At 65.8% G+C, this 25,465-nt stretch carries 25 protein-coding genes; 8 read left to right on the forward strand and 17 right to left on the reverse strand.

Going from position 1 to position 25,465, the window contains the following annotated elements; genetic code table 11:
• Positions 1-55: 55 nt before the first annotated feature.
• The 5 genes from GO986_RS10865 to GO986_RS10885 all read right to left on the reverse strand — a co-directional run bounded on the left by GO986_RS10865 (position 56) and on the right by GO986_RS10885 (position 4,605).
• Positions 56-832: a type III pantothenate kinase gene (locus tag GO986_RS10865; RefSeq protein WP_369409312.1), complete on the reverse strand. Its 777-nt coding sequence runs from the start codon at positions 830-832 to the stop codon at positions 56-58.
• Positions 833-880: 48 nt separating this feature from the next.
• On the reverse strand, positions 881-1,582 hold the full coding sequence (locus GO986_RS10870; RefSeq protein ID WP_157459333.1) for a hypothetical protein: 702 nt from the start codon (positions 1,580-1,582) through the stop codon (positions 881-883).
• Between the two features lie 119 nt (positions 1,583-1,701).
• Positions 1,702-3,489, reverse strand: coding sequence for a hypothetical protein (locus GO986_RS10875; RefSeq protein WP_157459334.1), 1,788 nt, complete (start codon positions 3,487-3,489; stop codon positions 1,702-1,704).
• Entirely contained in the window at positions 3,486-3,908 is a 423-nt protein-coding gene (locus GO986_RS10880; protein WP_157459335.1) for an ExbD/TolR family protein, read from the reverse strand. Before GO986_RS10880 ends, GO986_RS10875 begins: the two co-directional genes overlap by 4 nt.
• A gap of 4 nt (positions 3,909-3,912) precedes the next feature.
• A complete protein-coding gene (locus GO986_RS10885; protein WP_157459336.1) occupies positions 3,913-4,605 on the reverse strand; it encodes a MotA/TolQ/ExbB proton channel family protein in 693 nt (230 codons plus the stop codon).
• A 178-nt stretch (positions 4,606-4,783) separates the two neighbouring features.
• Between GO986_RS10885 and sufC the strand changes: the two genes are divergently transcribed.
• The 6 genes from sufC to sufD all read left to right on the forward strand — a co-directional run bounded on the left by sufC (position 4,784) and on the right by sufD (position 9,823).
• Positions 4,784-5,539, forward strand: a complete 756-nt coding sequence (gene sufC / locus GO986_RS10890) for a Fe-S cluster assembly ATPase SufC (RefSeq protein ID WP_157459337.1) — start codon at positions 4,784-4,786, stop codon at positions 5,537-5,539.
• A gap of 9 nt (positions 5,540-5,548) precedes the next feature.
• On the forward strand, positions 5,549-6,160 hold the full coding sequence (locus tag GO986_RS10895) for a hypothetical protein (RefSeq protein WP_157459338.1): 612 nt from the start codon (positions 5,549-5,551) through the stop codon (positions 6,158-6,160).
• 12 nt (positions 6,161-6,172) lie between these two features.
• Positions 6,173-7,579 (forward strand): Fe-S cluster assembly protein SufB, encoded by a 1,407-nt coding sequence (gene sufB, locus GO986_RS10900; RefSeq protein ID WP_157459339.1) that lies wholly within the window; start codon positions 6,173-6,175, stop codon positions 7,577-7,579.
• A gap of 5 nt (positions 7,580-7,584) precedes the next feature.
• Positions 7,585-8,004 (forward strand): DUF7832 domain-containing protein, encoded by a 420-nt coding sequence (locus tag GO986_RS10905; RefSeq protein ID WP_157459340.1) that lies wholly within the window; start codon positions 7,585-7,587, stop codon positions 8,002-8,004.
• 78 nt (positions 8,005-8,082) lie between these two features.
• Positions 8,083-8,439 (forward strand): DUF1304 domain-containing protein, encoded by a 357-nt coding sequence (locus tag GO986_RS10910; RefSeq protein ID WP_157459341.1) that lies wholly within the window; start codon positions 8,083-8,085, stop codon positions 8,437-8,439.
• 31 nt (positions 8,440-8,470) lie between these two features.
• Positions 8,471-9,823 carry a Fe-S cluster assembly protein SufD gene (gene sufD / locus GO986_RS10915; protein WP_157459342.1) on the forward strand — a complete coding sequence of 451 codons (1,353 nt, stop codon included), beginning with the start codon at positions 8,471-8,473 and terminating at the stop codon, positions 9,821-9,823.
• A 53-nt stretch (positions 9,824-9,876) separates the two neighbouring features.
• On the opposite strand, the gene GO986_RS10920 is transcribed toward sufD, so the two are convergent.
• The 8 genes from GO986_RS10920 to ybiA form a co-directional block, all read right to left on the reverse strand.
• Positions 9,877-10,473: an HD domain-containing protein gene (locus GO986_RS10920; RefSeq protein WP_157459343.1), complete on the reverse strand. Its 597-nt coding sequence runs from the start codon at positions 10,471-10,473 to the stop codon at positions 9,877-9,879.
• A 506-nt stretch (positions 10,474-10,979) separates the two neighbouring features.
• Positions 10,980-12,620, reverse strand: coding sequence for a diguanylate cyclase domain-containing protein (locus GO986_RS10925; RefSeq protein ID WP_157459344.1), 1,641 nt, complete (start codon positions 12,618-12,620; stop codon positions 10,980-10,982).
• 144 nt (positions 12,621-12,764) lie between these two features.
• Positions 12,765-13,187, reverse strand: a complete 423-nt coding sequence (locus GO986_RS10930) for a pyridoxamine 5'-phosphate oxidase family protein (protein WP_157459345.1) — start codon at positions 13,185-13,187, stop codon at positions 12,765-12,767.
• 341 nt (positions 13,188-13,528) lie between these two features.
• On the reverse strand, positions 13,529-13,666 hold the full coding sequence (locus GO986_RS10935; RefSeq protein ID WP_157459346.1) for a hypothetical protein: 138 nt from the start codon (positions 13,664-13,666) through the stop codon (positions 13,529-13,531).
• The gene (locus GO986_RS10940; protein WP_157459347.1) at positions 13,663-15,597 is read right to left on the reverse strand and encodes an alpha-amylase family protein; all 1,935 of its coding nucleotides are present in this window, start codon (positions 15,595-15,597) and stop codon (positions 13,663-13,665) included. Before GO986_RS10940 ends, GO986_RS10935 begins: the two co-directional genes overlap by 4 nt.
• A gap of 111 nt (positions 15,598-15,708) precedes the next feature.
• Positions 15,709-16,545, reverse strand: a complete 837-nt coding sequence (locus GO986_RS10945) for an alpha/beta fold hydrolase (RefSeq protein ID WP_157459348.1) — start codon at positions 16,543-16,545, stop codon at positions 15,709-15,711.
• Positions 16,546-16,743: 198 nt separating this feature from the next.
• Positions 16,744-17,007 carry a DUF2171 domain-containing protein gene (locus tag GO986_RS10950; RefSeq protein ID WP_157459349.1) on the reverse strand — a complete coding sequence of 88 codons (264 nt, stop codon included), beginning with the start codon at positions 17,005-17,007 and terminating at the stop codon, positions 16,744-16,746.
• A gap of 79 nt (positions 17,008-17,086) precedes the next feature.
• On the reverse strand, positions 17,087-17,560 hold the full coding sequence (ybiA, locus tag GO986_RS10955) for a riboflavin biosynthesis intermediates N-glycosidase (RefSeq protein WP_157459350.1): 474 nt from the start codon (positions 17,558-17,560) through the stop codon (positions 17,087-17,089).
• Positions 17,561-17,671: 111 nt separating this feature from the next.
• On the opposite strand from ybiA, the gene proS reads away from it, so the two are divergent.
• Together proS and GO986_RS10965 are read left to right on the forward strand one after the other, a co-directional pair.
• Complete coding sequence (gene proS, locus GO986_RS10960; protein WP_157459351.1) at positions 17,672-19,156, forward strand: proline--tRNA ligase; 1,485 nt, start codon at positions 17,672-17,674, stop codon at positions 19,154-19,156.
• Between the two features lie 157 nt (positions 19,157-19,313).
• Complete coding sequence (locus tag GO986_RS10965) at positions 19,314-19,799, forward strand: DinB family protein (protein WP_157459352.1); 486 nt, start codon at positions 19,314-19,316, stop codon at positions 19,797-19,799.
• A gap of 115 nt (positions 19,800-19,914) precedes the next feature.
• Here GO986_RS10965 and GO986_RS10970 read toward each other — a convergent pair whose 3' ends face one another.
• The 4 genes from GO986_RS10970 to GO986_RS10985 form a co-directional block, all read right to left on the reverse strand.
• The gene (locus tag GO986_RS10970) at positions 19,915-20,454 is read right to left on the reverse strand and encodes a GNAT family N-acetyltransferase (RefSeq protein WP_369409313.1); all 540 of its coding nucleotides are present in this window, start codon (positions 20,452-20,454) and stop codon (positions 19,915-19,917) included.
• A gap of 71 nt (positions 20,455-20,525) precedes the next feature.
• Positions 20,526-21,524 carry an inorganic phosphate transporter gene (locus tag GO986_RS10975; protein ID WP_157459353.1) on the reverse strand — a complete coding sequence of 333 codons (999 nt, stop codon included), beginning with the start codon at positions 21,522-21,524 and terminating at the stop codon, positions 20,526-20,528.
• Positions 21,525-21,541: 17 nt separating this feature from the next.
• Positions 21,542-22,180, reverse strand: coding sequence for a DUF47 domain-containing protein (locus GO986_RS10980; protein ID WP_157459354.1), 639 nt, complete (start codon positions 22,178-22,180; stop codon positions 21,542-21,544).
• 129 nt (positions 22,181-22,309) lie between these two features.
• Entirely contained in the window at positions 22,310-25,393 is a 3,084-nt protein-coding gene (locus GO986_RS10985) for an alpha-amylase family glycosyl hydrolase (protein WP_157459355.1), read from the reverse strand.
• Positions 25,394-25,465 lie beyond the last annotated feature (72 nt).

A 25,465-nucleotide genomic window follows, 5' to 3' on the forward strand; every position in this document is an offset into this window, starting at 1 on the left:
GGTAGGCACAGGACAGGGGAGAGGCACGCTTCGGCCTCTCCCTTTCTCTGTCTCTCTACCGGCTGGCCCAGAGTTCAACCAGGCCGCGCAGGGTCAGGGTGTCGTCGTAGTGGTCAATCTCACGGCAGATGCCTTCCACGGTGCGGGCAAAGCCGCCGGTGGCCACCGCCACTGCTGGCCCCGGCAACTCGGCGCGGATACGGCGCAGCAGGCCGTCCACCATCTCGGCGTAGCCGTACACTAGGCCCGATTGCAGTGCGTGCGTGGTGTTCTTGCCGATGGCGGTCTGGGGGGCTTCCAGCGCAATGCGCGGCAGCTTGGCGGCGCGGGCGAACAGGGCGTCGGCACTGACCTGCGCGCCCGTGGCCAGCACCCCGCCTATAAAGCGGCGGCCCCGCCCGATCACGTCAAAGTTGGTGGAGGTGCCAAAGTCCACCACCACAGCGTATTCGTGGGCGCTCAGGTACTGCTCGGCGCCGAACAGGTTGCACAGGCGGTCGGCCCCCACGGCGTCGGGGATATCCAGCTCCACCCGCACGTCAGGGAGGTTAGTCGCGCTGACCTCAAAGGGGGTCACGCCAAAATGCCGCCTGAGCGCCAGCGCGTAGTTCTGACCCACGGGCGGCGCCACGCTGCTCAGAATGGCCGAGTGGGGCGGCGCGGCCCCTGCCAGGGCGAACAGCCCCTGAAGTTGCAGGGCCAGGTCATCGGGCAACACGTCGCGGTTGGTGCGCACGCGCCAGGTGTGGGTCAGGTTCAGCCCTTCATCGGCCAGGCCCAGAACGGTGCTGGTGTTGCCAATGTCTGCGGCCAGGAGAGGAAAAGTAGGCACGCCCCGCATTGTACGGGGCGCGTGGCCGGGCGTGTCCGGCGCCCCCGCCTACTGAAAGAGGCTCAGGTCCAGTGGAATGCTGTAGGCGCAGCTGGTGTCGGCCTCGGTGCGCAGCAGCAGCTCGGCGCGGTCGGTGGCACCCAGGCCGGCCTTCAGCGGCTCGAAGTAGTAAACCAGGGTGCCGCCCCAGGTGCCGCCCTCCTGCTTGAAGTCGTTGACATAAGTGCTGCGGGCCGGGGCCAGCAGCTGCCCACCCTTACCCTTCAGACGCACCAGATAGGCGCTTCTGGCCTTTTCGCTAGGCAGGCCCCGCACGGCAAGGTCCACGCGCAACTGCCCAGCAGGCAGACGGCCCTTGGCGGCGTCCTCGGCCAGCGCGTCTTTGACCGTCAGGTTCTTAAAGCTGTCGCGGGCGGCCTGGGCCTGAAAGAACAGCCCATCGGCCTGCCCGCTGGCAGTCACGGACAGAGGCCGGCTGCCCTGCGCAAAGTCACTGGGGGCGGCCAGCCAGTCGGCCAGGCAGGCGTCGCCGCCGTCAAAGGCAGTCACGGCCGTTTTCCCCGCCACAAAGGCGCCGTCTTTGACGTCCAGATTCAGACTCAGGTAGGTCGGCACCGGGTCGCGGCGGCTGTAGGCACTGTCAATCACCGCTTTGGCGCTCGTTTCGTCCAGTTGGGGCACCCAGGCGTGGGCGGGCGCCGTCAGCAGCAGGGTAAGGCTCAGGGCCAGCAGGGGGCGGGGGGTGGGCATAGGGGTCTCCTTGTTCAGTCGGCCGCCGGTTACCTTGATGAACCGGCCGGGGCGAAGAGTGGGCAAAGAACGTCGTGGTGGGCACAGGGCGGTTACGGCGCCCACCCGCCACGACCTCCTCAGTTCTTGAGGTACACGACGCGGCAGGCCTCACCCGCCGCCCGGAACTGCGCGGCGGATTCCGGCGAGAGGCTGACATCGGTAAAGACGTTCGAGGTCGGGGCAAAGCGGCTGGCCTGAATGCGCTCGGCCTTCAGGCGGGTGAGATTGGGAAACGCGGCCAGCGCGGCCTCGGTGGTGACGTAGGTGTGCAGATTGCCCTCCTGAACGAGGGCGCTGCCCACGCCCTTAATCAGTTCGGCGTCGGGCCACAGCTGCTGCCCGCCCACATACACGATGCTGGTCATGTCGCGCTGGAAATTGCCCAGGCCGCGCACGTCAATGCCCACCGTGCAGCCCAGAGGGCGCGCGCTGCTGGCGGCCGGGGCCGCCGCTGGTCGGGGGGCCGAGGGCGTCTGAACGGGGTTGGCCCCTGATGCAGCCGGCGCGGCGCGTGCCCCTGCCCCTGGGGTGTCGGCCGTGCCTGTCCCACTGGCCGGCCCAGGGCGGCCAAGTGCCCCGCCGCCCTCGTCTGGGCCTCCAGCAGGCGACGTTGGACCAGCCGGCCGCGCCCCCGGTGTGGCGGCCGCAGGTTCTCCCTGGCTGGGTGGTCCAGGGCGGCTCGCAGCCGGTGTCCCTCCGTCAACGGGTGCTCCAGCGGACGGCTGGCCCGAGGGCGCGGGGCGGGTTGTGGTCTGGGCGGGGTCGGTGGCTGATGGGGTGGACGGTGGCCGGGTGCTGGGGGCCGCCGCCGTAGGGTCGGCGGGCGTGGTTGGCGCTGGTCTAGTGGCGGTCGCCGCAGAAGTTGTGGGCACAGCTGGAACAGCGCTGGCCGGGGTGCTGGGTCGGGCGCTGGCCTGGGCGGCTTCAGGGGCGCCAGAGTCCACCTGTGGTCCACGGGCAGGCGACACCGGCGTGGCCGGAATAGAGGCTGTGGACGTGGTCGGGGCCATCGGCCGCGCGGCTGCCTCAGCGGGAGGGGTGGGCGCGGGCGTTGCCCTTGCCGGCTCCGGTTCGGGTGTGTTTGACGTGGGCACGGCCTGAGCGGCTGCCCCCCGAGCTTCAGCGGCCGGTTCAGGCGGCCCTGAGGCGGTGTCCTGGCCAGCGGAAGCGGTGGCCGGCAAAGCCGGGTTTGTCTCTGGGGTCAGGTCCTCGCGCCGGGGCAGTGCAGTGACCGCTTCGCCCGCTGGGGCTGGAATGGGCTCAGCCGACGCTGGTGCAGGCGCCGCTTCGGCTGGGGTGGGCGTCTGCTCGGAAGCCGGAGACACTGGCGCTGGCTCAGGCACTTCAGGCGTGGCCTCGACGGGAGTGGGCGAGGTCGGTGCCGGGGAGGAGGGAGCTAGAACTGGCTCGCTGGCCCCAGGCACGGCCACTGGCGGAGAGCTTGGGGCCGCTGTCCTCCCAGGCGCCGCCGGTACTGCCTCGGGGACGGGACTTGTGGCGGCCGGAGACGGCGCCGCTGTGGGTGGGGTGGGCTGGGGCGTGGGTGGTTGCGTCGGCTCTGGGGTTGCGTCTGCTGGTGGGGTGGCCGGGGTCACTGGCGGGGTCTGAGGTTGGGCGGGCGAGGTGGCCGTGACTGGGGGCGTCAGGGGCCGCGTGGGCGTGGTGGGCGGCGTCACCGGGACCGGGCGCAGCGTCACCACCTCCAGCGGGGCGCGGGCTGCGTCCGGCACCGGGCCCGCCGCCAGCGGCGGCGCGCGCCACAGCAGCACCCCGCCCAGCAGCGCGGCGTGCAGCAGCAGGGTTGCCAGCGCCGCGCGGCGCCCTTCGTGGCGTTCGGGCGGGCGTGGGAGGGGCATGGCGGTCACGGCGCGGCCTCTGGGGTCTCGGTGCCCAGGGCCAGGCGGGTGCCGCCCGCCTTTTTAATCTCGTCCATAACCCCCACGACCGTGCCGTAGCGCCCGCCTTCATCGGCGCGCAGGCCTACCACGCCGCCACTGGTCGCCGCCAGTGGCCTCAGCAGCGCCCCCAGGCGGGTCAGGGTCGTTTCCTTGCCATTCAGAAAAATCTGTCCGGCGCGGTTGACGCTCACCACGGGCAGGTCCGGCGTTTCCTGCACGCTGCTGCTGGCGCGCGGCAGGTCCAGCGGCAGGGCGTTTTGCCGGGCGCCCAGCGTGCTGGTGAGGAAAAAGAAAATCAGCAGCAGCAGCACCACGTCCACCATGGGGGCAAAGTCGAAGGTGATGGGGTCCGCGTCCCGGTGGCGGCGGCGAAGGCGGCGGGTCATGCGCTCAGCGCGCTCCGCCGAAGTTCAGGGCGACCTCGGGCAAAGGCGCTTCCGGGGCTGACCCCGCCCACACCGGGGCCGCCGGGGCGCGCACCAGCCAGCCCGGCAGTTCCTCGCGCACCTGCTCGGCCTGGGTGGCAATCCGGTCAGCGCGGGCGCGCAGGGCGCCGCGCGCCACGTAGGCCAGGATGGCGACGACCAGACCCGCCGCCGTGTTTACCAGCGCCTCGCTGATGCCGGTGGCCAGTTGCGCGGGTGTGGGCGCCGTGGTCTGACTAAAGACCAGAAACGACCGCACCATGCCGATCACGGTGCCCAGCAGGCCCAGCAGCGGCGCCACTTGCGCAGCGGTGCCCAGGGTACTCAGGCCCGCGTAGAGCCGCTCCTCGGCGTCCAGCAGCGCGGCCTGCATGGCGCGCTCGGCGGCGTCCACGCCCCGGTCAGCGCGGGCCAATCCGGCGCGCAGCACACTGGCGGCCGGGCTGGGGTGGGCGGCGCGGTCCACTTCAGCCAGGGCGGCGGCGGGGCCACTTTCGGCGGTGACGGCGCGGGCACGCTCGGTCAGGGTGCGGGCGTCCTGTCCCAGCCGCGCCAGGGCCTGAGCGCGCACGGCAATCAGGTACACCACATACACCGACAGGGCCAGGAGCACCCAGAGCAGAGGCCCGGCGGCGCGCAGTAAATCGAGGCTGGTCATGGCCCCTACGGGTAGCACGCGCCCGCGTGGGGAGCGTGAAAAAGCGGTGCGCCTCCCTCATGAGGACACGGCCGCAATCCCCAGCAACTCACTCGACTTTGCAGGCCCTGGCGGGTAAAATAGGCCAGTAAGTAGGAATCATTCCTAACAAACCCCCGGTGATTCCCGAAGGAGCCTCATGACCCACCAGCTCGAAATCCGCAACCTGCACGCCTCTGTGGAGGGGCAGCCCATTCTCAAAGGCATTAACCTCGTCGTCCCGCGCGGCGAACTGCACGCCATCATGGGGCCAAACGGCAACGGCAAAAGCACCCTCGCCAAAGTGATTGTGGGCGACCCCGAATACACCGTGACCGAAGGCGAAATCCTGGTGGACGGGCAGAACATTCTGGAGATGGAACCCGACGAGCGCGCCCGCCTGGGCGTCTTCCTGGCCTTCCAGTACCCCGTCGAGATCCCTGGAGTGACCATCGCCAACTTCCTGCGCTTGGCCATGCAGGCCCGCAAGGCCGAGGGCGAAGAGGTGGGCTTTGCCGAGTTCTACGGCAAGCTGCAAAGTGCCCTGAAGACCCTGGAATGGGACGAGAGCATCGTGGAGCGCTACCTGAACGCAGGTTTTTCTGGCGGCGAGAAGAAGCGCAACGAGATTCTGCAGATGCTGATGCTGGAACCCAACTACATCATCATGGACGAGACCGACAGCGGTCTGGACGTGGATGCGCTGAAGATTGTCGCAGGGGGCGTGAACTCCATGCGCGGCGAAAACCTGGGCGGCCTCATCATTACCCACTACCAGCGCCTGCTGGACTACATCGTGCCCGACAAGGTGCACATCATTCTGGACGGCAAGGTTGTGCAGACCGGCGGCCCAGAACTCGCCAAGAAGATGGACACCCAGGGCTACGACTGGGTCAAGGAACTGGCAACTGCCTGAGCCTAGTCCGTGAGCTTTTCTCAGTGGTTGAATTCGACTGAAGCGGGAATGGTCTTTTACCCGACCCTGGGTCTGCTTGGAGTTCTACTTCTCTTCAGCGTTTTCTTCGCAGTCTTTCGCAAAAGGAAATTGCTGTTTTCCGTTTCAATCGTGGCCCTGATCCTCGCTGCCGCCCTGACCAACTTCTTTTTTCTGGAATATAAGTCGTCGGTCCAGAGCCATTTCGACACAATCACGTTCATCTCCAGAAAAACTTTTGGGGAAGAACTAGAGCAGTCTCAGATCCTCCTCTACCGTATGGCGCTGATGGTCAGGATGTTCTACTTCCAGATCGACTTCAAAGAGCCAATCGAAGCCAGGAATGCGCGGATCACATCTTGGAACGAGTGTCGAAAAGAGGGGGGTCAGTTTGCTGAGACGGAATGCCTGACATATGTATTCAAATACAATCAGTTTGACGAATCGGAAACACCCTGTGAGATTGACCCGGATCAGCCATTTGCCATCGCTCGCGGAAAGATAAGCTTTGACGAAGAGCAGTATGACCGTAAAGATTATTCGGATGTCGATATCGTCAGAAACCCTGAGAAAACCACATATTGCCTTTTCTGGGCCGACTAAAAGGAGGTCACCATGACCGTCAATCCTGAAGCAAGTGAAATCAACACCAGCTACGAATACGGCTGGAGCAACCCCGAACGCTACGCCATCAAGGCCCCCAAGGGCCTGAGCCGCGACGTCGTCGAGATGATTTCCAAGGCCAAAGACGAGCCCCAGTGGATGCTGGATTTTCGCCTCAAGGCCCTGGACATCTTCCTGAGCAAGCCCATGCCCGAATGGGGCGCCGACCTGAGCGGCCTGAACCTCGACGAGATCTACTACTACATCAAGCCCGAAGGCTTCAACGCCCGCTCCTGGGACGACGTCCCGCAGGACGTCAAAGAGACCTTTGAGCGCCTGGGCATCCCCGAAGCCGAGCGTGCCGCGCTGGCCGGTGTGGGCGCGCAGTACGAGTCGGAAATGGTGTACCACAACCTCAAAGAGGAGTGGGAAAAGCTGGGCGTGGTCTTCCTGTCCATTGAAGACGGCCTGAAGGAATACCCCGAGTTGTTCCGCGAGCACTTTGCCACCATCGTGCCGCCCGAAGACAACAAGTTTGCGGCGGTCAACAGCGCCGTCTGGAGCGGCGGATCGTTCGTGTACGTCCCCAAGGGCGTCAAGGTGGACATTCCCCTGCAAACGTACTTCCGCATTAACGCGGAAAGCAGCGGGCAGTTCGAGCGCACCCTGATCATCATTGACGAGGGCGCGCAGGCCCACTACATCGAGGGCTGCACGGCCCCGGCGTACTCCAGCGACTCGTTCCACTCGGGCGTCATTGAAATCGTGGTGAAAGAGGGCGCGCGCTTCCGCTACTCCACCATTCAGAACTGGAGCCACAACGTCTACAACCTCGTGACCCAGCGCGCCGCCGTGTACGGGAACGGCGTGATGGAATGGGTGGACGGCAACCTGGGCAGCAAGGTCACCATGAAGTACCCCGCCTGCTACCTGCTGGAAGAAGGCGCGCGCGGCGAAGTGCTGAGCATTGCCATGGCCGGGCGTGGCCAGCACCAGGACGCGGGCGCCAAGATTGTTCACTTTGCCCCGCACACCAGCGGCACCATCGTCTCCAAGAGCATTTCCAAGGACTCGGGCCGCAGCTCCTACCGGGGCTTGGTCAAGATTTACGAGGGTGCCAAGGGCAGCAAGACCAACGTGGAATGCGACGCCCTGCTGCTGGACGAGGAAGCCCGTACCGACACCTACCCGTACATCGAAATCGAGGAAAAGGACGCCAGCGTGGGCCACGAAGCGACCGTCTCCAAGATCAATGACGACCAGATTCTGTATCTCCAGAGCCGTGGCCTGAGCGAAGACGAGGCCGCCGGTCTGATCGTGCGCGGCTTCATTGAGCCGATTGCCAAGGAACTGCCGCTGGAATACGCCGTCGAACTGAACCGCCTGATCGAACTGGAAATGGAAGGCTCGGTCGGCTAAGGCGCATGGGCGGGGGCATCTGCTACGACAAGGCCAAGTGGCACTATGACGGCGATTTTCCGCCGGAGCTGCCCCCGTCACAGGGGTTTGTTCACACTGGCATGTTTATCAGCTGGTTGGCCGGGCGAAATCTCCTGGCAGATGGTCTCGCCGCCGAGGCTATACGGACACGACAACAAACTGGTGCACAGGTGTTTGAGGCCTGGGGTGGTGTCCTGACCAGTGAGATGCTGACGGCGGAGGGCAATGCCTTCGCCCGGCACTACTACGCCTCTGAGACGGGCGGCGGAGAATACCTCAACGATTACTTCAATCTGTTTGACGATCTGCCGTCCTTCTACCATGTGCCTGACACCTGGGATAACGCCGCCCGGGTGGCTGGGCTGATTGATGAGCGCTATGCCGAATGGCAGGCCGGACGCTGAAGTGGCGCAGCTGCGGCGTCCCGCCTGCCTCTGCTGTGACCGAGTCAGCGTGCGCCCCGAGCCCGTGCAAAGGAAAACATGACCCTTCTTGGCAATGTTGTGGTGGGCGCCGTCGCCCTGATTCATGTCTACATTCTGGTGCTGGAGATGTTCCTCTGGGAAACTCCACGCGCCATGAAGGCGTTTGGCACCACGCCCGCCCTGGCGGCCCAGACCCGGAGCCTGGCGGCGAATCAGGGCCTCTACAACGGCTTTCTGGCCGCCGGCCTGCTCTGGGGCCTGGTCACGGACCAGTTTGCTGTCAAGGTCTTTTTCCTGCTGTGTGTGCTGGTGGCCGGCGTGTACGGCGCCACGTCTACCCGCAACCCAAGAATCCATTTCGTTCAGACGGTCCCGGCCACGCTGGGACTGCTGCTGCTCTGGCTGGGCCGCTAACGCCGCCAGAGCCGCTGTTTCAGGAGACCCCATGACCCAATTCACCGACCAACTGGCCGCACACGGCGGCCCCGAGTGGCTGACGAGCAAGCGCCGCGAAAGCCTGGACCTCTTTAATACCTTGCAGGTGCCCACTGAAAGCGTCGAAGCCTGGAAATACACCCAGGTGGACGTGGACTTCACGGCCCTGCGCCCCCACGGCAAGCGCGACGTAGTCAGCGACGTGGCGGCCCTCCCCGCCAGCGTGCAGGAACGCCTCAACGGCACCGATGTGGGCGCTTTTCTGGTGCTGGACGGCCCCGACGTGGTCTACCGCACCGAACTGCCCGCCGAGCTGACCGAGAAAGGCGTGATCTTCACCGACCTGAAAACGGCCGTAGAGCAGCACGCTGACAAAGTGCAGCAGTACCTCTACTCCGTGGTGCCCGCCGAAGTGCCCGACGACACCACGATTGCCGCGCCCGGCACCACCCCCAGCAAGAGCCCTGACCCCAGCGAAGGGAAGTTCTCGGCGCTGGCGGCGGCCCTGTGGACCAATGGGGCGTTCGTGTACGTGCCGCGCGGGGTCGAGGTTGAATTGCCCCTGGGTTCCTTCCGCGTCATGAGCGAGGCCGGCACCTACACCGCCACCCGCACGCTGGTCGTGGCCGAGGACAACGCCCAGGTGACGTTCATTGATGAGCAGGCCAGCGACGCATTGCCCGGCACCTACGCGATTGGCGCCGTGGAACTGGTGGTCAAGGCCGGCGCCCGTCTGCGCTACGTGTCCATTCAGAACTGGGGCGAGGGCGTGACCCATATTCAGCGCCAGCGCGGCGACGTGGAGCGCGACGCCACCCTGAACAGCCTGGTGGTCACGATGGGCGGCACCCTCTCGCGCACCGAGATGCAGAGCTACCTGCGCGGCCAGGGCGCCGACAGCGAGATGCTGGCCCTGTACTTTGCCAACGAAAACCAGCACTTTGACCATTACACCCTGCAGCACCACGCCGCCCCGAACGCCCACAGCGACCTGCTGTATAAGGGCGTGAACGACGACGCCAGTGTCGGCGTGTTCAGCGGCATGATCAAGGTGGACCTGGGGGCCCAGAAGACCGACGCCTACCAGAAGCACCGCACCCTGATGCTGTCCAGCGAGGCCCGCAACTTCTCGGTGCCGCAGCTGGAAATCAACGCGAATGACGTGCGCTGCTCGCACGGCAGCACCACCAGCCCGGTGGACCAGGAAGCCCTGTTCTTCCTGCGCTCGCGCGGCATCAGCCGGGAGACGGCCGAGAAGATGCTGGTCACAGCGTTCCTGGAAGACGTGCTGGGCCGCGTGCCGCTGAAAAGCGTCGTAAAGTACATTGAGGGCATCATTGCCCGCAAGGTCGGCGCGGTTTAACGCCAGAGGCAGCTGCCTTCGCCGCCCCACCCCTGTAAGGTCGGGCGGCGTTGTTATGCCGGGAGGGTTCCGACCTCCACCGCGTCGGCCAGCACCGTTTGCGCCAGGGTCCACAGCGCCGGAAAGGCGCGCAGGCGAGGCTCCTTGAGCGCCCGCAGGCGCGCGGCCGTCAGGTCGGGCTCGCGCATGGCGCAGCCCAGGCCGCCCCCGGCCCAGGTCAGCAGCAGAGGCTGAAGGGCGTCCAGCGCGCGGGCAAACTGGGCTTCGGGCGTCTGCGCAGCCTCAAATTCGGCATGCAGGGCGTGAAAAGTGGCGCGCTGCGGCTCGGGCACCAGGCCGAACAGCTGCGCGGCGGCTTCGGTCTCAGCCCTGGCTTGCCGGGCGTGCGCTTCGGGGCTGGCGGCAAAGTGCAGGTCTCCGGCGTGAATCTCGACCAGGTCGTGGGTCAGCAGCAGTTCCACCACGCGCGGCAGGTTCGTGCCGGGCGCGGCGTACTCGGCCAGGGTCAGCGCCATCAAGGCCAGGTGCCAGGAATGTTCGGCGCTGTTCTCGGGTCGGCTGCCGTCGTGAAGAAAGGTGCTGCGGCTTACGGCCTTGAGGCGGTCACACATGAGCAGAAACTCCAGCTGGGCGGGCAGGTGCGGCGGCATGAGGCAGCATATAAAGGTCTTCGGCCGGCGTGAGCCTTTTTTGCTTTCACGCAGTCGGAGGGAGTGATAGCCCTAACAGTCGGTGGAGTTGAGACAGACGCTGTTCCCACCGTTCGCAAGAACGGTTCAAGTCGGGCGGAGTTGGAGACTGAGCCAACTCCGCAGGAGGAGAGGCAAACTGATGCGCTGGCGGTGTATAGGCGGAGCAGACGACAGGCTGATGGGGACGTGCTGGTGCTCCATCAGCAGAACGCAAGACCGCTGTTCCGTGGCGTCAGGCCACAGAGACCGGGCGGCACTCTGAACGTCTTTGCCCTCCGACCAAGCCGTGAGGGCGCCGTTCGCTCTCCTGGCCTGAACCCAGCGCGTCAACTCCTTCCCCATAAGTGTATAGAGGTCGTCTTCCGAAGAGGCTCTGGGGCAAGTCCACCTGGAGAACGGCGCCTCAGCGCGAACTGCTCTTCACAGACACTGGCCACCTGTCCACAGCGGCCCACGTCGTCCTTTCAGGCGGTTTGAACGCCGTTGCGCCCACTGTGTTTGACGCGGTACATGGCTTCATCGGCGCGGCGCTGCAACTCTGCAAATGCCAGGCCGTCCTGCGGGGCCACGGCTGCGCCCACAGAAGCGCTGATGGCCACCGGCTGCCCCTGCACCGTGAAAGGCTGGGACAGCACCTGCAAGAGCTTGAGGCCAATAGCGCGGGCGTCCTGAGGGTCGCGCAGGGCCGGCAGCAGCACGGTAAATTCGTCGCCGCCGGGCCGGGCCACCAGGTCTTCGCGGCGCACCTCGGCGCGCAGCCTCGCCCCCACCTGGCGCAGCAGGTCGTCTCCGGCGTCGTGGCCCATGGTGTCATTGACCGCCTTGAAGCCGTCCAAGTCTAGAAACAGCAGGCCCACCGGCAGGGCCTGGCTGCGTTGCAGGGTCTGTTCAGCCACCGCTTGAAAGTGCGCCCGGTTGGCCAGGCCCGTCAGGGGATCATGGGCGGCTCGGTGGGCCAGCAGCGCGTGGTCCTCTTGCAGCGCGGTGTGGTCTTCAAGCAGCTTCTGGGTGCGCTGACGTTCCTGCTCGGCCTCACGCCGCAGGGTGTCCAGCTGAAACTGCGCGGTCAGGAACCGGGTCTTGCGGTCCACGTCCTCGGCATGAATCTGGCGTTCCAGCGCGTGGTGGGCCCGCAGGGCGCTCAGGGCGCCGGGGTAGTCGCCTAGGGTTTCGCGGACCTCGCTCAGGGCGCCCAGCGCGTCCCGTTCCTGCCCGCTAATGCTGTGTTCCTGCGCCAACTGCAAGGCGCGCTCCAGGTGAGGCAGCGCCAGCAGCGTCTGGCCCTGCTGCAGGTAGGTTACGCCCAGACTCAGCAGCATCATGCACAGATGCACCTGTTCCCCGATGGCCTCGGCCAGCGGCAGGGCGCTCAGCAGGGCCTGCCGGGCCGCGTCCAGCTGGCCCAGTCGCAGCAGGCTGTCTCCTTCATACGCCTGCGTCACGACCAGATGCTGTTTCAGGTCTCTGGTCTGAAGGTTTGGCCGCATGTCTTTGGCCAGCGCCAGGGCCTGCTCGTAGTCGCCCAGCGCGTGATAATCCACCATCAGATTGACGCGGGCGCTGCTTTGCAGGGCGCTGTCGCCCAGTTGCCCGGCCACCTCTACCACTTCCTGATGCGCCTGAAGCGCGCTGGCGTTTTCACCCAGCTCGGACCAGACGGCGGCGATGTTGTTCAGTACCCGGACACGTCCCTGCTCGTCCCCGGCGGCCAGGGCCAGCCGCGAACTGTCCAGAAAGCGTTCCAGCGCCCCGGCGTAGTCGCCCAGGTGGCTGATAACGTTGCCGATTCCGTTGAGCGCCCGCGCCTCCAGCGCCTGGTCCCCTTGCTGCCGGGCGGCGTCCAGCGCCCGCCCAAAGGCCTTCTGGGCGTCCTCGTACTGGGCCTGGAAAAACAGCGTGGCCCCCAGCAGCACCTGGGCCTGCCCAAACCTCAACTGGTCTCCGTCGCGCTGGGCCTGCGCGGTTGCGCCGCGCGCCACGGCCTCGGCGCGGGCCGGGTCCACCACCAGCAGTTCGTCTGCCAGGGCCAGCTGCGCGTCCAGGTCCAGCCGCTCTGTGTCGGTCGGCTGGACCCGCGCGCTTCGTGTGGTGGCCCCGCCGTTCATCCCCTGAGGATAAGCCGCGCGTCTGACACCCACCTTGCAGAACACGAGGCTCAAGTCAGCTCTAGCATCCCTGTGAAAAGGAAGGCGACCAGCGGCCGCCTTTCTGCCTTCCTGGTCGCCGGGCCCAGCGGCCCTGCCCTGGGGCTACCGCTCCAGTTCCAGCTCGCCTTCTTCCTCGCCCCACCATTTGATGCGCCTCGCCTCAACCTGAATCATGGTCAGCCCCGGCGTGTCCAGGCCGTCTTTGAACCACTGTTCCAGGCTGCTTTGCCAGTGGGGCTCCATCGCCTCGCGGTCACTGGTCAGGGTCGCCTCGCCCTGCACGGCGATAAACAGCGTGCGTTTCTGGGCCTGAAAATTGAGCTGTACGTGTTTGTTTTTCTCAATGTCGCGCGCGGCGCGGGATTCGGCCCAGGTAAAGAAATAGCTGGTGCCGTCGTAGTCCACCTCGCCGTTGTTGCTCATGGGCCGCGAGCCCAGGTGGCCGTAGCTGGTCACGGTGGTCAGGAGGCAGTAGTCCAGGCCGCGCATCAGCTGTGCCAGGGCTTTCATGGATGGTTTTGCCATGCCTCCGATGGTAGGCAGCCCCGCGCGCCGGATGATGCAGCGGCCTTGACCGTTTGGTTACGCCTAAGGGTCGCCGCCGATCACGGGGTCGCGTTCAGGGTTGGGCACGCGGGCGATGCGGCGTACAGTCCCGTGTCTTCAGGGCGGCACAGGTCCCTGTCACGGCCCCCGGCAGAGGCGCCCACCATGAGACAGCTGAGGCTGCTTCCTGCGTTGCCGTGTCCCGTGCTTGCGGGCACTACCCGCACGCCGCCCAGCGTGACCGTTGCCTGCCCGCGCATCACCACCAGCACTTCATGTGCGGTGGAATGGGGGTGGTGACACTCATAGCTGCCACCACGCTAGGCAGTGGTCCAGCCGTGGTCAGCCAGCCGGGTGTCAAGCTGCGCCGGGGTGCTCACCACGGCCGCTTGGTCTAGTCGCACCGGCTGGCTGCTGTTCGGCACGCCGCACTGCGAGCGGAGGCGCCCGGTGTTCACGGCGCAGCGGTCAGCCACAGGGCGCGGTAGGGGTCCAGCACCACGGGCGCGTGCCCGAAGGTAAAGGCGCTGCCCGCCAGGTGGTCCAGCGCCTGCGGACCCAACTGGTCACGCAGCGCCCAGGCTGGGAAATTGATGGTGTGTTCGCTGAAGTTGTACACGCCCAGCAGCACGCCCTGCGGATGGTCGCGGCGCAGCAGCAGCACGCAGGGGTCGGGGCTGTCCACAGGGCGGCTTTCGACGCTGGCGTGGAGGTGGGCCAGCCCACGGCGCGCCGCAATCAGGTGGCGCAGGCCCGAATTCACGCGCCCGTGCGGGGTGCTGGGGTCGGCCGCTGCCTCCTGCGCGCGCGCCCAGTCCATGCGGGGGCGGTGAACCCAGCGGTTATCCAGGGCGTGTTCGGGGGTGTCGCCGTAGTCGGGGTCATTCAGCAGCGCCAGTTCGTCCCCCATATACAGCAGCGGCACCCCGCCAAAGCCCAGCGTGACGGCGTGCAGCAGCAGGATGCGCCGCACGGCCAGGTCGGTCTGCCGGGGGTCGCCCGCGTCCAGCGCCGCTTCCAGGCCGGCCAGGCTGGCGCACGACCCGCTGATGCGCCGGTCGCCGGTCTGCGGGTTGTGCTGGAACACCAGCCCGCGCGCAAAACTGCCCGGAAACTCGCCGCTGTAAAAGTCACTGAGAAAGTGGCGGTGACCTGGCCCGCTCAGGCCCACGCGGGCCGCGTCCTCGTCGCTGACCGCCCAGCCGATGTCGTCGTGGCAGCGCACGTACATGCCCCAGGTGGTGTTGGTCGGCTTGGGCGGAAAGGCGCGCAGGGCCTCTTCAAACAGGCGCACGTTGCGGCTGGCGAGGCTGCTCCAGAGCTGCACCATCAGGCTGTTGTGGTACGCCATGTCGCTGACCCGCCCGTGGTGGTCCCGCGTGCCCAGGTAATGAATCAGCTCGGCAGGGGCCACAATCGCCTCGGCCTTGAAAGCCACCGCCGGGGCCACAATGCGCGCGCAGGCCCGCAGGGCGCGGGTCAGGTGATGAACCTCGGGCTGGTTCTGACAGTCGGTGCCCGGCCGCTTCCAGAGAAACGCGATGGCGTCCAGCCGGAACACTTCCACGCCCCGGTTGGCCAGGTACAGGATAAGCTCGACGAACTCGCGCAGCACCGCCGGATTACCCCAGTTCAGGTCCCACTGATAGGTGTTGAAGGTGGTCCAGACCCAGCCTTCCACCTCGTCATTCCAGGTGAAGTTGCCCGGCGCGAAATCAGGAAAGATTTCAGGCAGGGTGCGCTCGTATTGGTCTGGCCCGCTGCGGTCGGGGAAGAGGTGAAAGTAGTCGCGGTAAACGGGGTCTCCGGCGCGTGCCTGCTGCGCCCAGTCGTGTTCCTGCGCCACGTGGTTCAGCACGAGGTCCAGCACCAGGCTGATGCCCCGCCCCCGCAGGTCGGCCGCCAGCGCCGAGAGGTCATCCATGCTGCCCAGGTCAGGGCGCACCGCTCGGTAATCGGCCACCGCGTAGCCGCCGTCGTTCTCGCCGTCCCTGGGCCGGAGCAGCGGCATCAGGTGCAGGTATTTGATGCCGAGCCCTTCCAGATACGGCACATGGTCCTGCACGCCCCGGAGGGTGCCGGCAAAGCGGTCAGCGTAGGCCACGTAGCCCACCATGTCCGGCTGCTGTAACCAGTCCGGGCGCAGCAGCCGGGCCTCGTCCAGCCGCTTCAGGTCAGCGGGGCGGGTGTGAAAGGCGTGCAGCATGACTTCTAACAGCTCCGGCAGCAGGGCCCCTATCTGGTCGCCGTACACCGCCCGCAGGCTCTCTTGCAGTTCGGGGCCGTAGCGCTTCAGGCGCAGGGCAAAGGTATCGGCCTCGCGGTCATCGTCAAAGGCATGCCGCACAGCCCCAGCATCCAGCGGCAGGAGGGGGTCAACTTGAGCCATATCGCCCAGCATAAACTGAATTTGGAACTGTTTCCATATTTCAAGGCCGCCCCATGACAAGGGGCCGCCAGCCCAGATTATTGGGGCTGGCGGCCCGGCGGGGCGTGGCGGTCAGCGGGCCACGAAGTCCAGCAGAATCTTGTTGAAGTCCTCGGCGTGAGTGGCGTTCAGGCCGTGTGGCGCGCCCTTCATGACGTGCAGCTCGGCCCCAGGCTGGTACTGCGACACGCGTTGCCCGCTCGCTTCCAGCGGCACGATCTGGTCTTTGTCCCCGTGCACGACCAGCGTGGGCACCGTTAGTTTGGCCAGGTCGGCCCGGAAGTCGGTCATGCCAAAGGCGCGTACACACTCCTGGGTGGCCACCGGCGAGGCCTGAAGGTACAGGCTGGCCGCAAAATCCAGAAACTCGTCGCCCAGCTTGCCCTTGTGTTCACGCCAGTTCAGGAATTTCTGGGTAAAGCCCGCCAGAAACTGCGGGCGGTTTTTGGCCACCTGCTCGACCATGGTTTCGACCTCGGTCTGGGTCAGGCCGCCGTCCGGGTTGTCGGCCGTTTTGAGCAGGTACGGCGCCACCGACGCCACCAGCATGGCGCTGCGCAGGCGCTGGGTGCCAAACAGCCCCGCGTAACGGCTGACCTCGCCGCCCCCCATCGAGAAGCCCACCAGGGTCACGTCGTTCAGATTCAGGCTCTCAAGCAGGTCGTTCAGGTCGTGGGCGAAGGTCTCGTAGTCGTAGCCGGTGGCCGTCTTGCCGGATTGCCCGAAGCCCCGGCGGTCATAGGTGACGACCCGGTAGCCGCCGTGGCGCAGGGCGTCAATCTGCGCTTCCCACATCCGGCCTGACAGCGGCCAGCCGTGAATCAGCACCACGGGGCGGCCCTCGCCGTAAGTCTCGTAATACAGCTCGGTCTGGGGGGCCAGGGTGTGTTTGGTCTGAATGGTGGGCATAGACAACCTCCGGGGAAAGAAAGGCGAGGAGAAGGGTGAAAGCGTGTGTTTCGTACCGTAGGGAATTACAGCTGCGCTTCTCTGAGGCGCCCCTTGAGGCCCCCTGAGCACCTGTTGGCCGCTCTTGAAGACTGGCGGCAGGCCATAAAAACCACCACCGCAAGGCAAGCCGCAGTGGTGGACAGAAGGGGTCTACGCTCAGGCGATGGCGCTGCGCTCGACGTTCAGGTACACCGCCACGTCATCCACGCTCTCGACCTGCGACAGCTCGACATAGTGGTGCTGGCCATCGGCGCTGTCGTTTTTGGTCAGCTTCACGCGGCCGTCTTCCAGATGGTCCACTGTGCCGACATGCTCGCCGTTCACGTCTTTGACCTGAAGGTGGTCGCCGCCCTGTTCCAGACGGGTTTTGACGCTCTGGGCAATGCGGTCGCTGATTTCACCGGCTTGGTTCTGGGTCATGCCGCCAGTGTGTGCCGCCAAGATGGCCGCCTGATGGCAGGAAGATTCAGGGCACTTCAACTCGGCCTTGAGTGAATGCTTAGGTGCCCGTCAGCTCGGCCCGCACCGCCATCAGCGCTTTGCCCAGCAGATTTTGACCCCAGGCCTGCCGCGCGCCCTCGGCCTGGGCTTCGTCAAAGCCTATGCCCCAGATGCGGTCATTAGCGGCGGCTTCGACCAGTTCGGCCGCTCCGGTGCCCAGAAGAAAGTCGCGCAGGTCCGGGTTCTGCCCAAACTTCAGCCGCAGCATGTCCAGGGCAATCTCGGCGCGCACCTGCGCCCACAGGTCATCGTCGTAGGGCGTGACCCGCCGGCCCAGCGCTTTGCACTCGGCTGGGGTAGAGGCGGCCAGAATCTGTGCCAGCGTGGCTTCATCGCCAAACAGGCTGGCCTTGCGCGCCATCAGGTACTGCTCGGCCCAGTGGTAGGTCACGCCGCCCTCAACAAACAGGCTGGGGTGAAAATTAGAGAACGGGTGCGCCGTTCGGTAAAAGTAATGGGTGGGCACGGTCATGCGTGACAGTGTTGCCCTTTGCCCGCGTGCGTGTCCTGCGCCACCTGGCTTGGCCCGCCTCTTCTATCTGGCCGATTCAGCTTGTCCCCGCGCCCGGTATCATGCGGGGCGATGACGAAAGACGGCGGCAAACAGGACAAGAAGGCGGCGCAGTACGGCGTCACCCCCCAGAGCGCAGATTTTAACGACTGGTACAACGAGGTCGTGAAAAAAGCCGATCTGGCCGACAACAGCCCGGTGGCCGGTGCTATGGTCGTGCGGCCCTACGGCAGCGCGCTGTGGGAGAACATCGTGCGCTGGTTGGACGACCGCTTCAAGGCGACGGGCCACGAGTCGCTGGTGTTCCCGACCCTGATTCCCATGGGCTTCATCATGAAAGAAGCCGACCACGTTGAAGGCTTTGCCCCCGAGCTGTTCACGGTGAACAAAATCGGCACCGAGGAACTGGCCGAGCCCTACGTCATGCGTCCCACCAGCGAAACCATCATCGGGCACATGTGGAGCGGCTGGCTCAACTCCTACCGCGACCTGCCCTTCTTGCACTACCAGTGGGGGAGCGTGTTCCGCGCCGAGCTGCGCACCAAGGCGTTTCTGCGCACCTCCGAGTTTTTCTGGCACGAGGGCCACACCGCCCACGCCGACGAGCCCGAGGCCCGCGCCGAAGTGCGCCAGATGCTCGACATCTACCACGAGTTCTGCCGTGACATTCTGGCGCTGCCCGTGGTGCGCGGCGAGAAAACCGCCAGCGAGCGCTTTGCCGGCGCCGTGGCGACCTACTCCATTGAAGGCATGATGCGGGACGGCAAGGCGCTGCAGTCTGGCACCAGCCACTACCTGGGCCAGAACTTTTCCAGGGCCTTCGACGTGAAGTTCCAGACGCGAGAGCAGAAAGAAGAATTTGCCCACACGACCTCCTGGGCGATTTCCAGCCGGATTATTGGCGCGATCATCATGACGCACGGGGACGACTTTGGCCTCATCATGCCGCCCCGCATCGCGCCCATTCAGGTCGTGGTGATTCCGGTGGGCCGCAAAGACAACTTTGACCAGATGGTCGAGGAAGGCGAAAAGCTGGCCGCCGAACTGCGCGCCCAGGGACTGCGCGTCAAGGTGGACAAGCGCGACGGCGTGACCAATGGCTTCAAGTACAACAACTGGGAACTCAAAGGCGTGCCGGTGCGGATTGAACTGGGCCCCCGTGACCTGGAGAGCGGCGTTGTGGTCGTGAAAAACCGCAACGGCGAGGAAAAAGAAACCCTGGCCCGCGCCGAGGCGGTCAGCGGCATGACGGCCCGCCTGGACGAGATTCACGACTGGCTGTATGGCCGCGCCACCGAGTACCTGCTGAACCACACCCTGACTGTGGACACCTACGAGGCGTTCCAGGAGGCTATTGAGGGCGGTAACTGGGTGCGCGCCTACCACTGCGGCGACGCGGCGTGCGAAAAGAGCATCAAGGACGACACCAAGGCCACCACCCGCAATGTGCCCCTGGACGACGCCGAGTTCTTCCACGAAGCCGGAGAGGGCGTCTGCGTCAAGTGCGGCCGGCCCAGCGCCTACGGCAAGCGCGTGATTTTCGGTCGTCAGTACTAAGGGCGGTTGGGCAGTGGGAAAACCTCTGGTAGACAGATTGCTCTGACTGGGGAGCCGAACAAACGGAGAATGGGTAGACGCCAGTGCCCTTGAGCGAAGATGAGCCGCCGCCTGAGTGTCAGGCGGCGGTTTGTCTTGGCCCCACTTACACTGGCTTATGTTGCCTGCCGCTACCGACGCCGCCCTGCGGGCCCATGTGCGCGCCCTGCTGACCCAGGGACAAGCCCACCTGACGGCAGAGGCCGTGCTGGCTGACTTTCCGCTGAAAAGCATCAACCGGCGGTGGGCCGGCGTGCCGTATTCCGCCTTCGAGGTGCTCTGGCACCTGCGCTTTACGCAGCGCGACATTCTGGACTTCGTGCGGCCAGCACCTTACGAGGCGGTGCCCTGGCCCCAGGCGTACTGGCCGCAGAAAAAAGAGGGAAGCGCGCAGGACTGGCAGAACCAGGTACAAGCCTTTCGGCACGATCAGGCAGCGCTGCTGGAGTTGTTGGATGACCCGCACACCGACCTGCTGGCCCTCGTGCCAAACGGCAAAGAGGACCAGACCTGGCTGCGGGCCTTTCTACTGGTGGCGGACCACAATGCCTATCACCTGGGGCAGCTGGTGCTGCTCGAACGTCTGTCAACGGGCGAAGCCTGACGGCGGCCAGCTGCCCCTTATAGAAGTTGACCCGTTACGGTCAACCCGAGCGGAGCGAGAAGCAAAGGAGACGGGTTACGGGAGATGGATGAGGACGCGGTGCTTTCCCGAATCCTCAGGAATCGGACGCCATCCGTCTCAGGCATGCCAGTTTCACGCTGTCCCAGCGGCGGCCTTGCCACAGCCTCGCTTCCGGAATCCGGGCGCATTCGCGGTAGCCCACCCGTTCGGCGGCGCGGATCATGCGCCCGTTGCCGTCCCAGGTGGTCAGGGTGAGGACGTGGGCGCCTGTCTCGGCAAAGGTGGCGGCCGTCCACTGCTGCAGGGCCTCCGTGCCCAGGCCGCCGCCCCAGTGCTGTGGATCGTAAATCAGGATGCCCAGCTCCCACCAGCCGCCGCCCGTGGGGGCCTCCTCGTCTCTCGTCACCTGGCCGATGCACTGGCCGTCCAGGGCAATGATGCGCCGGTCTGATGAAGGCTCCTGTGCCTGCACGCGGGCCATGAAGAGTTCCAGGGTGGTGGTTGACGGTGGGCGCGCCGCATGAAAATAGGGGGCGTCCCACTGCTGCCAGGCAGGTGACGGTTCCCCGTGCAGCCAGCGCCACAGGACAGGGAGGTCACCGGGCTGACGGTCACGCAAGGTTAAGGTGGACACGCCCGGCAGTGTAGAGACCAAAAAAGACGCCGCGTGCTGCACGTGCGGCGCCTTCGTGTTGGCCTCCGGCGTTACACGCCCAGCGCCAGGATGATTTTGTGAAACACCCAGCCCAGCGCGATGCACACCGGGATGGTAAAAATCCACGCCTGCACGATGCGCCCGGCCACCTGCCACTTGACCTTTTTAAAGCCCTTGGTGGTGCCCACGCCCATGATGCTGGTCGAGATGGTGTGCGTGGTGCTCACCGGAATCCCCAGGCGGCTGGCGGTTTCGATAATCAGGGCGGCGCTGGTTTCGGCCACGAAGCCGTCCACTGGCTTGAGGTCCACGACCTTGAAGCCCATCGTCTTGATGATGCGCCAGCCGCCAATGGCGGTGCCGGCACCCATCGCGGCCGCCGCCGACAGGATGACCCACAGCGGCACTGTCTCGATTTCGGTGCCCAGGTAAGCCGCCAGCGCGAAGGTGATGATGCCCATCGTCTTCTGGGCGTCGTTGCCCCCGTGCGAAAAGGCCATGAAAGCGGCGCTGAAAATTTGCAGGGTGCGGAAGGTGCGGGTCACCACACGCGGTTTCATCCAGCGCAGCACCAGCCACGACAGCAGGAACATCAGCAGAATCGGCACGATGAAGCCCAGTGCCGGGCTGGTCACCAGGCCCGTCAGTGTTTTCTGCACGCCCTTGGGGATGATGATGCCCCAGCCGCCCGCCGCCACCCCGGCGCCCACCAGGCTGAAGACCAGCGCGTGACTGGACGAACTGGGCAGGCCCTTCCACCAGGTAAAGAGGTTCCAGAAAATCGCGCTGAGCAGCGTGGCGCCCACCAGTTCCAGCGTGGCGAAGTCCTGCGGCACGATGTCCTTGGAGATGGTCTTGGCGACCGCCGTGCCGGTCAGCGCGCCCACCACGTTCAAGACGGCGGCCATGGCGATGGCCTGGGCCGGGGTCAGGACCTTGGTGGCCACGCTGGTCGCAATGGCGTTGGCGGTGTCGTGAAAGCCGTTGATAAAGTCAAAAATCAGGGCCAGTGTCACGATGACAATCAGGCCAATCAGAGCCGTTTCCATAGTTGGGCCGTCAGTCCTTACGCGTTCTTGAGCAGGATGCTCTCGATGGTTTTGGCCACGCGCTGCGCCTGGTCGCTGGCGTCTTCAATCAGATTGACAATCTCGCCGCCGCGCATGGCGCGAATCATGTCAGGAACATCCTTGACACTGTCGTACAGGTGGCGCTGCACCTGGTCACTGATGGTGTCGCCCTGGTCTTCCAACGCCCGGATTTCGCTGGTGATGCGCGTCAGTTCGCCCACCCGGCTGCCCTGTTCCAGCAGCGGCATGCCCTGGGCCAGCAGGTCACACTGCGCGGCCACTACGCGCGCCAGCTCGGCCATCTGGGGCAGCGGCTGCTGCACGCCGTACAGGCTGAGCTTGCGGGCGGCGTCTTCCATGTCGTCCACCAGGTCGTCCAGCTCGTTGTTCAGGCTGATGATGTCTTCGCGGTCAAATGGCACGATAAAGGACTCGGCCAGCAGGTTGGTGATCTCGCCAGTCAGGCGGTCCCCCTCGTGTTCCAGGTCGCGCACGCGCTGGACCTTGGCCTCGACATCCGTGTAGTTCTCCAGCAGGTCCACCAGGGCCTGGGCTGTGGCGTGGGCGTTGCGCGCCGACGCCGTGAACTTCTCGCTGAACTTGGGGTTGCTGGGCATGAATTTAGACAGAACCATGACAATCCTCCCGAATCTTGTGCCCGAATGTCATAGAAATGTCAGCTCGGGCGGGCAAAGTGGAGCGGGAGGCGTCTGGGTGGGCCTCCCGCTTAGGGGTCTAGTGTAAGTGATGGGGAAGCGCGGGCGTCAGGGCACCGTGATCGGCGCCGTGAAGGTCGCGCGCCGCTGCTCGCCGTCGCTGCCAATGGTGTTGGCGCCCCCCGGTGTGCTGCCGGCGTCGGGGATGATGTCGCCGGCGCCGTAGCCGTCACCGCCAAAGATGCCGCCCATGACCTTCACGCCGCCTGCGGGCGGCGCACTCAGGCCCAGGGCCGTCCAGGGAATGGCCAACTCCACGGTTTGCTCGGGCAAGGTGCCGCTGGCGGCCTGGAAGTAGTCAGCGGCGTTCACTTCCGGCGTGGCCGAGGCGCTCTGCACGCGCCGCAGTTGTGCGGTCTGGTTCTCGTATCGGGCCACAAAGGCGTCCACGCCATTCACGCCGCCGCTGAAGGTGGCGGCACGTCTCCAGGCGTCAAAATTGTCGGCCTGGGCCGCGCCGCCTGCGCCTGTGTCCAGGTACAGAATGGCGCTGTTGCCTGCCACGCGGTAGGTGTAAGCGAGGTAAAGGTACTGGCTGTCACTGTCAGCGCGCAGACCCAGCCAGTTGTTGTTGGCCCCAAAGACCCCCTCCGCCGGGCTCTGCACGGTCACCTTGGGCGCCGTCCAATCGGCCAGGTTGCCGTCAATGCTGTACTTGGTGCGGGCGTCGCGGCTCAGGGTCAGGTCCGCGCCGGTTTGCGGGGCCGTGGCCGCGCGGGTGGAGTCCAGGTAGCCGCCGGCGCTGGCCTTCAGGGTCTGGGCGCCGGCTGGGGCGAACAGCGTGTAGGTGCCGTCGGCAAACGTCAGGGCGTAGTTGAGGTTCGGGTCAGCCGTGGTGGCCTCGACCAGGGCGCCGCTCAGGGGTTGCCCTGCGCCGGTCACCTGGCCCTCAATGGTCGCCGTCGGGACAGGCTTATCAATGAAGTCGTAGGTGCCGGTGTAGGCGCCGCTGACGCCCACCACATACGCGCGGTCGCCCTGGCCGGGGCCTTCGTAGCCGCTGTTTTTGGCTCCAGGGCCGTCGTTGCCAAATTTGAACTTGATCTCGCGGAAGAGGGGCAGCGTGACCTCGGTCTTCCAGAGACCGCGCGAGGTCTGGGTCATGGGCAATTCGATCTGCTGCCCTGTATCGAAGCGGCGCAGCTCAATAGGGCCGTTGCCCTGGCTGCGGGCGTCCACGGTGAAGGTGACCTTGACGGTGTTGCTGGTGCTGGGGGTGCCCGTCACGCTGCTGCCCTTGCTTTCGGCGCCGCTGGCGTCCACTGTCACCACGCGGAAGGTCGCGGCCGTGTCGTTGCTCAGGCCCCTCAGCAGATAAGTCCCCTGGTCACGGCCCAGCGGCGCAAAATTCACTAGGCGCTCGGCGCCGCCCTGCCGGACATAGAGGCGGTAGCCGCTGACTTTCGCGTCGCTGCTGGGGGTCCATGACAGCTGGGCGGCGCTGTCGCCCGCCTGGACGCTCAGGGCCGCCACCTCGGGCAGGCTGGGGTTGACGGTGCCCGCCGCTCCCGCGCCAGCGGGGGCGGTGACGGCCAGCACACTGCGCGGCGGCACGGTGCCCACCAGTTTGCCGCTGCTGACGGTCAGGGTGCTTGCCTTACCCGTGACCTCGGTCAGTGCCGTCCCCGAGAAGGTGCCCAGCAGCGGAACCCCGCCGCTGAGGGTGGACAGGTCCAGGGCCGTGTCGCCGCCGTTGACCACAAACACTACCGGTTGCCCGGCGGCGCCGTTCACGCCCGCGACCACCCGGCGGTAGGCCAGCACGGGAGCCCCGCCATTGGGACGCCACAGTTCCTGCTGGGCCCCGCGCGTCAGGGCGCGGTATTGGGCGCGAGCGGCAGCCAGGGCGCCCAGGCGCTCATCCAGGGTGCTGCCCGCCAGCCGGCTGAAGTCCATGTCCTCGCGGTTGCCCTGGCCCAGGGGGTAATCGTAGGGGTCGCCCTTGCCGGTCTGGGCGTACTCGGTACCCTGCCAGACGCTGGGTGTCCCGCGCGAGAAATACATGGTGGACAGCGCCATGTCCAGCCGCTCGGCCGCCTGCGCCGCACTGCCGCCCCGGTCGGCGACCTCGCTGACGAAGCGGCGCACGTCGTGGTTGTCCACGAAGGTGGTCAGGCGGGTGGGGTCGCGGTAGGCGCCGTCCTGCGCGAACACGTCGGCCACGCGGTCCAGATTGCCGCCCGCACTCGTCAGGTGGTCTTTCATGGCGAAGTACAGCGCGAAGTCAAACACGCTGGGCGATCCCAGCTTGTCCATAAAGCCCGCCAGATACGCCGGGTTGCCGTCAAACACCTCGCCCACCGACCAGAGTCTGGCCGGGTCACCCGCGCCGCCCGCTGCGAAAAACTGCTGCCAGTAGCTGTCGGGCACATGCTTCATGGTGTCAATGCGCAGGCCGTCAATCTGGGTGGTGTCCCGCCAGTAGCGCACAAAGTCATTCAGGTACGCGGTCACGGCGGGCAATTCCTGCTTAAAGTCTGGCAGGCCGGCCAGAGGACAGTCGGTGGTCTTGTTGCTTGACTGCTGGCAGTCGCCGTCATCGGTGTTCGGGTTGCCGTCTGGGTTGTCGGTATGGAACCATTCGGGGTTGGTCTTGGTTAGGGCTGCGCCGTAGCCAGCGTGGTTGACCACGATGTCCTGAATCACCTTTAGGCCATTTTTGTGCGCCGCGTCAATCAGGGCCTGGTACTCGGCCAGGGTGCCGTAGTGGGGGTCAATCTTTTTAAAGTCCTCGGCCCAGTAGCCGTGGTAGCCGGCAAACGCCTTGCCCTGGTTGGGGCCGCTGCCCACGGGAATGGCCGGCACCTGCACCACCACCGGGGTCACCCAGATGGCCGTAAAGCCCATGCGCTTAAAGTACCCCTCTTCAATCTTGGCCTTCAGGCCGGCAAAGTCGCCGCCGTGCCAGCCCAGAGGGTTGGTTTTGTCGGCCCGGTCACCTGCCTCCCGGTTGAGGCCGTTGTCGTTGGCCGCGCTGCCGCTGGCAAAGCGGTCGGTCATGGCGAAGTAGATCACCTCATCTTGCCAGCTGCGGGGCGCCGCTTCCGGCGAGCGAAAGGGGTGGCAGGCCGACAGCGACAGGGTCAGGGCAATCAGGGCACCGGCATGCCCGAAGGTCTGGAAGCGTTTCATGTAGAGCTTTATTGAATGGGGAAGCGCTTCCGAATGTCAATGGGAGCCGGCGGGTCAGCAGGAAGGCTGACG

Origin of the sequence: Deinococcus arboris, assembly GCF_009755355.1 — a bacterium.
Classification (GTDB): domain Bacteria; phylum Deinococcota; class Deinococci; order Deinococcales; family Deinococcaceae; genus Deinococcus; species Deinococcus betulae.

Excerpts from the sequence above, each read along its gene's own strand:
- GO986_RS10920 (WP_157459343.1), bottom strand. The coding sequence starts at position 10,473 with ATGCCGCCGCACCTGCCCGCCCAGCTGGAGTTTCTGCTCATGTGTGAC.
- ybiA (WP_157459350.1), bottom strand. The coding sequence starts at position 17,560 with ATGACCGTGCCCACCCATTACTTTTACCGAACGGCGCACCCGTTCTCT.
- GO986_RS10930 (WP_157459345.1), bottom strand. The coding sequence starts at position 13,187 with ATGGCAAAACCATCCATGAAAGCCCTGGCACAGCTGATGCGCGGCCTG.
- GO986_RS10980 (WP_157459354.1), bottom strand. The coding sequence starts at position 22,180 with ATGGTTCTGTCTAAATTCATGCCCAGCAACCCCAAGTTCAGCGAGAAG.
- sufC (WP_157459337.1), top strand. The coding sequence starts at position 4,784 with ATGACCCACCAGCTCGAAATCCGCAACCTGCACGCCTCTGTGGAGGGG.
- GO986_RS10925 (WP_157459344.1), bottom strand. The coding sequence starts at position 12,620 with ATGAACGGCGGGGCCACCACACGAAGCGCGCGGGTCCAGCCGACCGAC.
- GO986_RS10985 (WP_157459355.1), bottom strand. The coding sequence starts at position 25,393 with ATGAAACGCTTCCAGACCTTCGGGCATGCCGGTGCCCTGATTGCCCTG.
- GO986_RS10945 (WP_157459348.1), bottom strand. The coding sequence starts at position 16,545 with ATGCCCACCATTCAGACCAAACACACCCTGGCCCCCCAGACCGAGCTG.
- GO986_RS10910 (WP_157459341.1), top strand. The coding sequence starts at position 8,083 with ATGACCCTTCTTGGCAATGTTGTGGTGGGCGCCGTCGCCCTGATTCAT.
- GO986_RS10905 (WP_157459340.1), top strand. The coding sequence starts at position 7,585 with ATGGGCGGGGGCATCTGCTACGACAAGGCCAAGTGGCACTATGACGGC.
- GO986_RS10950 (WP_157459349.1), bottom strand. The coding sequence starts at position 17,007 with ATGACCCAGAACCAAGCCGGTGAAATCAGCGACCGCATTGCCCAGAGC.
- proS (WP_157459351.1), top strand. The coding sequence starts at position 17,672 with ATGACGAAAGACGGCGGCAAACAGGACAAGAAGGCGGCGCAGTACGGC.
- GO986_RS10965 (WP_157459352.1), top strand. The coding sequence starts at position 19,314 with ATGTTGCCTGCCGCTACCGACGCCGCCCTGCGGGCCCATGTGCGCGCC.
- sufB (WP_157459339.1), top strand. The coding sequence starts at position 6,173 with ATGACCGTCAATCCTGAAGCAAGTGAAATCAACACCAGCTACGAATAC.
- sufD (WP_157459342.1), top strand. The coding sequence starts at position 8,471 with ATGACCCAATTCACCGACCAACTGGCCGCACACGGCGGCCCCGAGTGG.
- GO986_RS10885 (WP_157459336.1), bottom strand. The coding sequence starts at position 4,605 with ATGACCAGCCTCGATTTACTGCGCGCCGCCGGGCCTCTGCTCTGGGTG.
- GO986_RS10870 (WP_157459333.1), bottom strand. The coding sequence starts at position 1,582 with ATGCCCACCCCCCGCCCCCTGCTGGCCCTGAGCCTTACCCTGCTGCTG.
- GO986_RS10940 (WP_157459347.1), bottom strand. The coding sequence starts at position 15,597 with ATGGCTCAAGTTGACCCCCTCCTGCCGCTGGATGCTGGGGCTGTGCGG.
- GO986_RS10880 (WP_157459335.1), bottom strand. The coding sequence starts at position 3,908 with ATGACCCGCCGCCTTCGCCGCCGCCACCGGGACGCGGACCCCATCACC.
- GO986_RS10975 (WP_157459353.1), bottom strand. The coding sequence starts at position 21,524 with ATGGAAACGGCTCTGATTGGCCTGATTGTCATCGTGACACTGGCCCTG.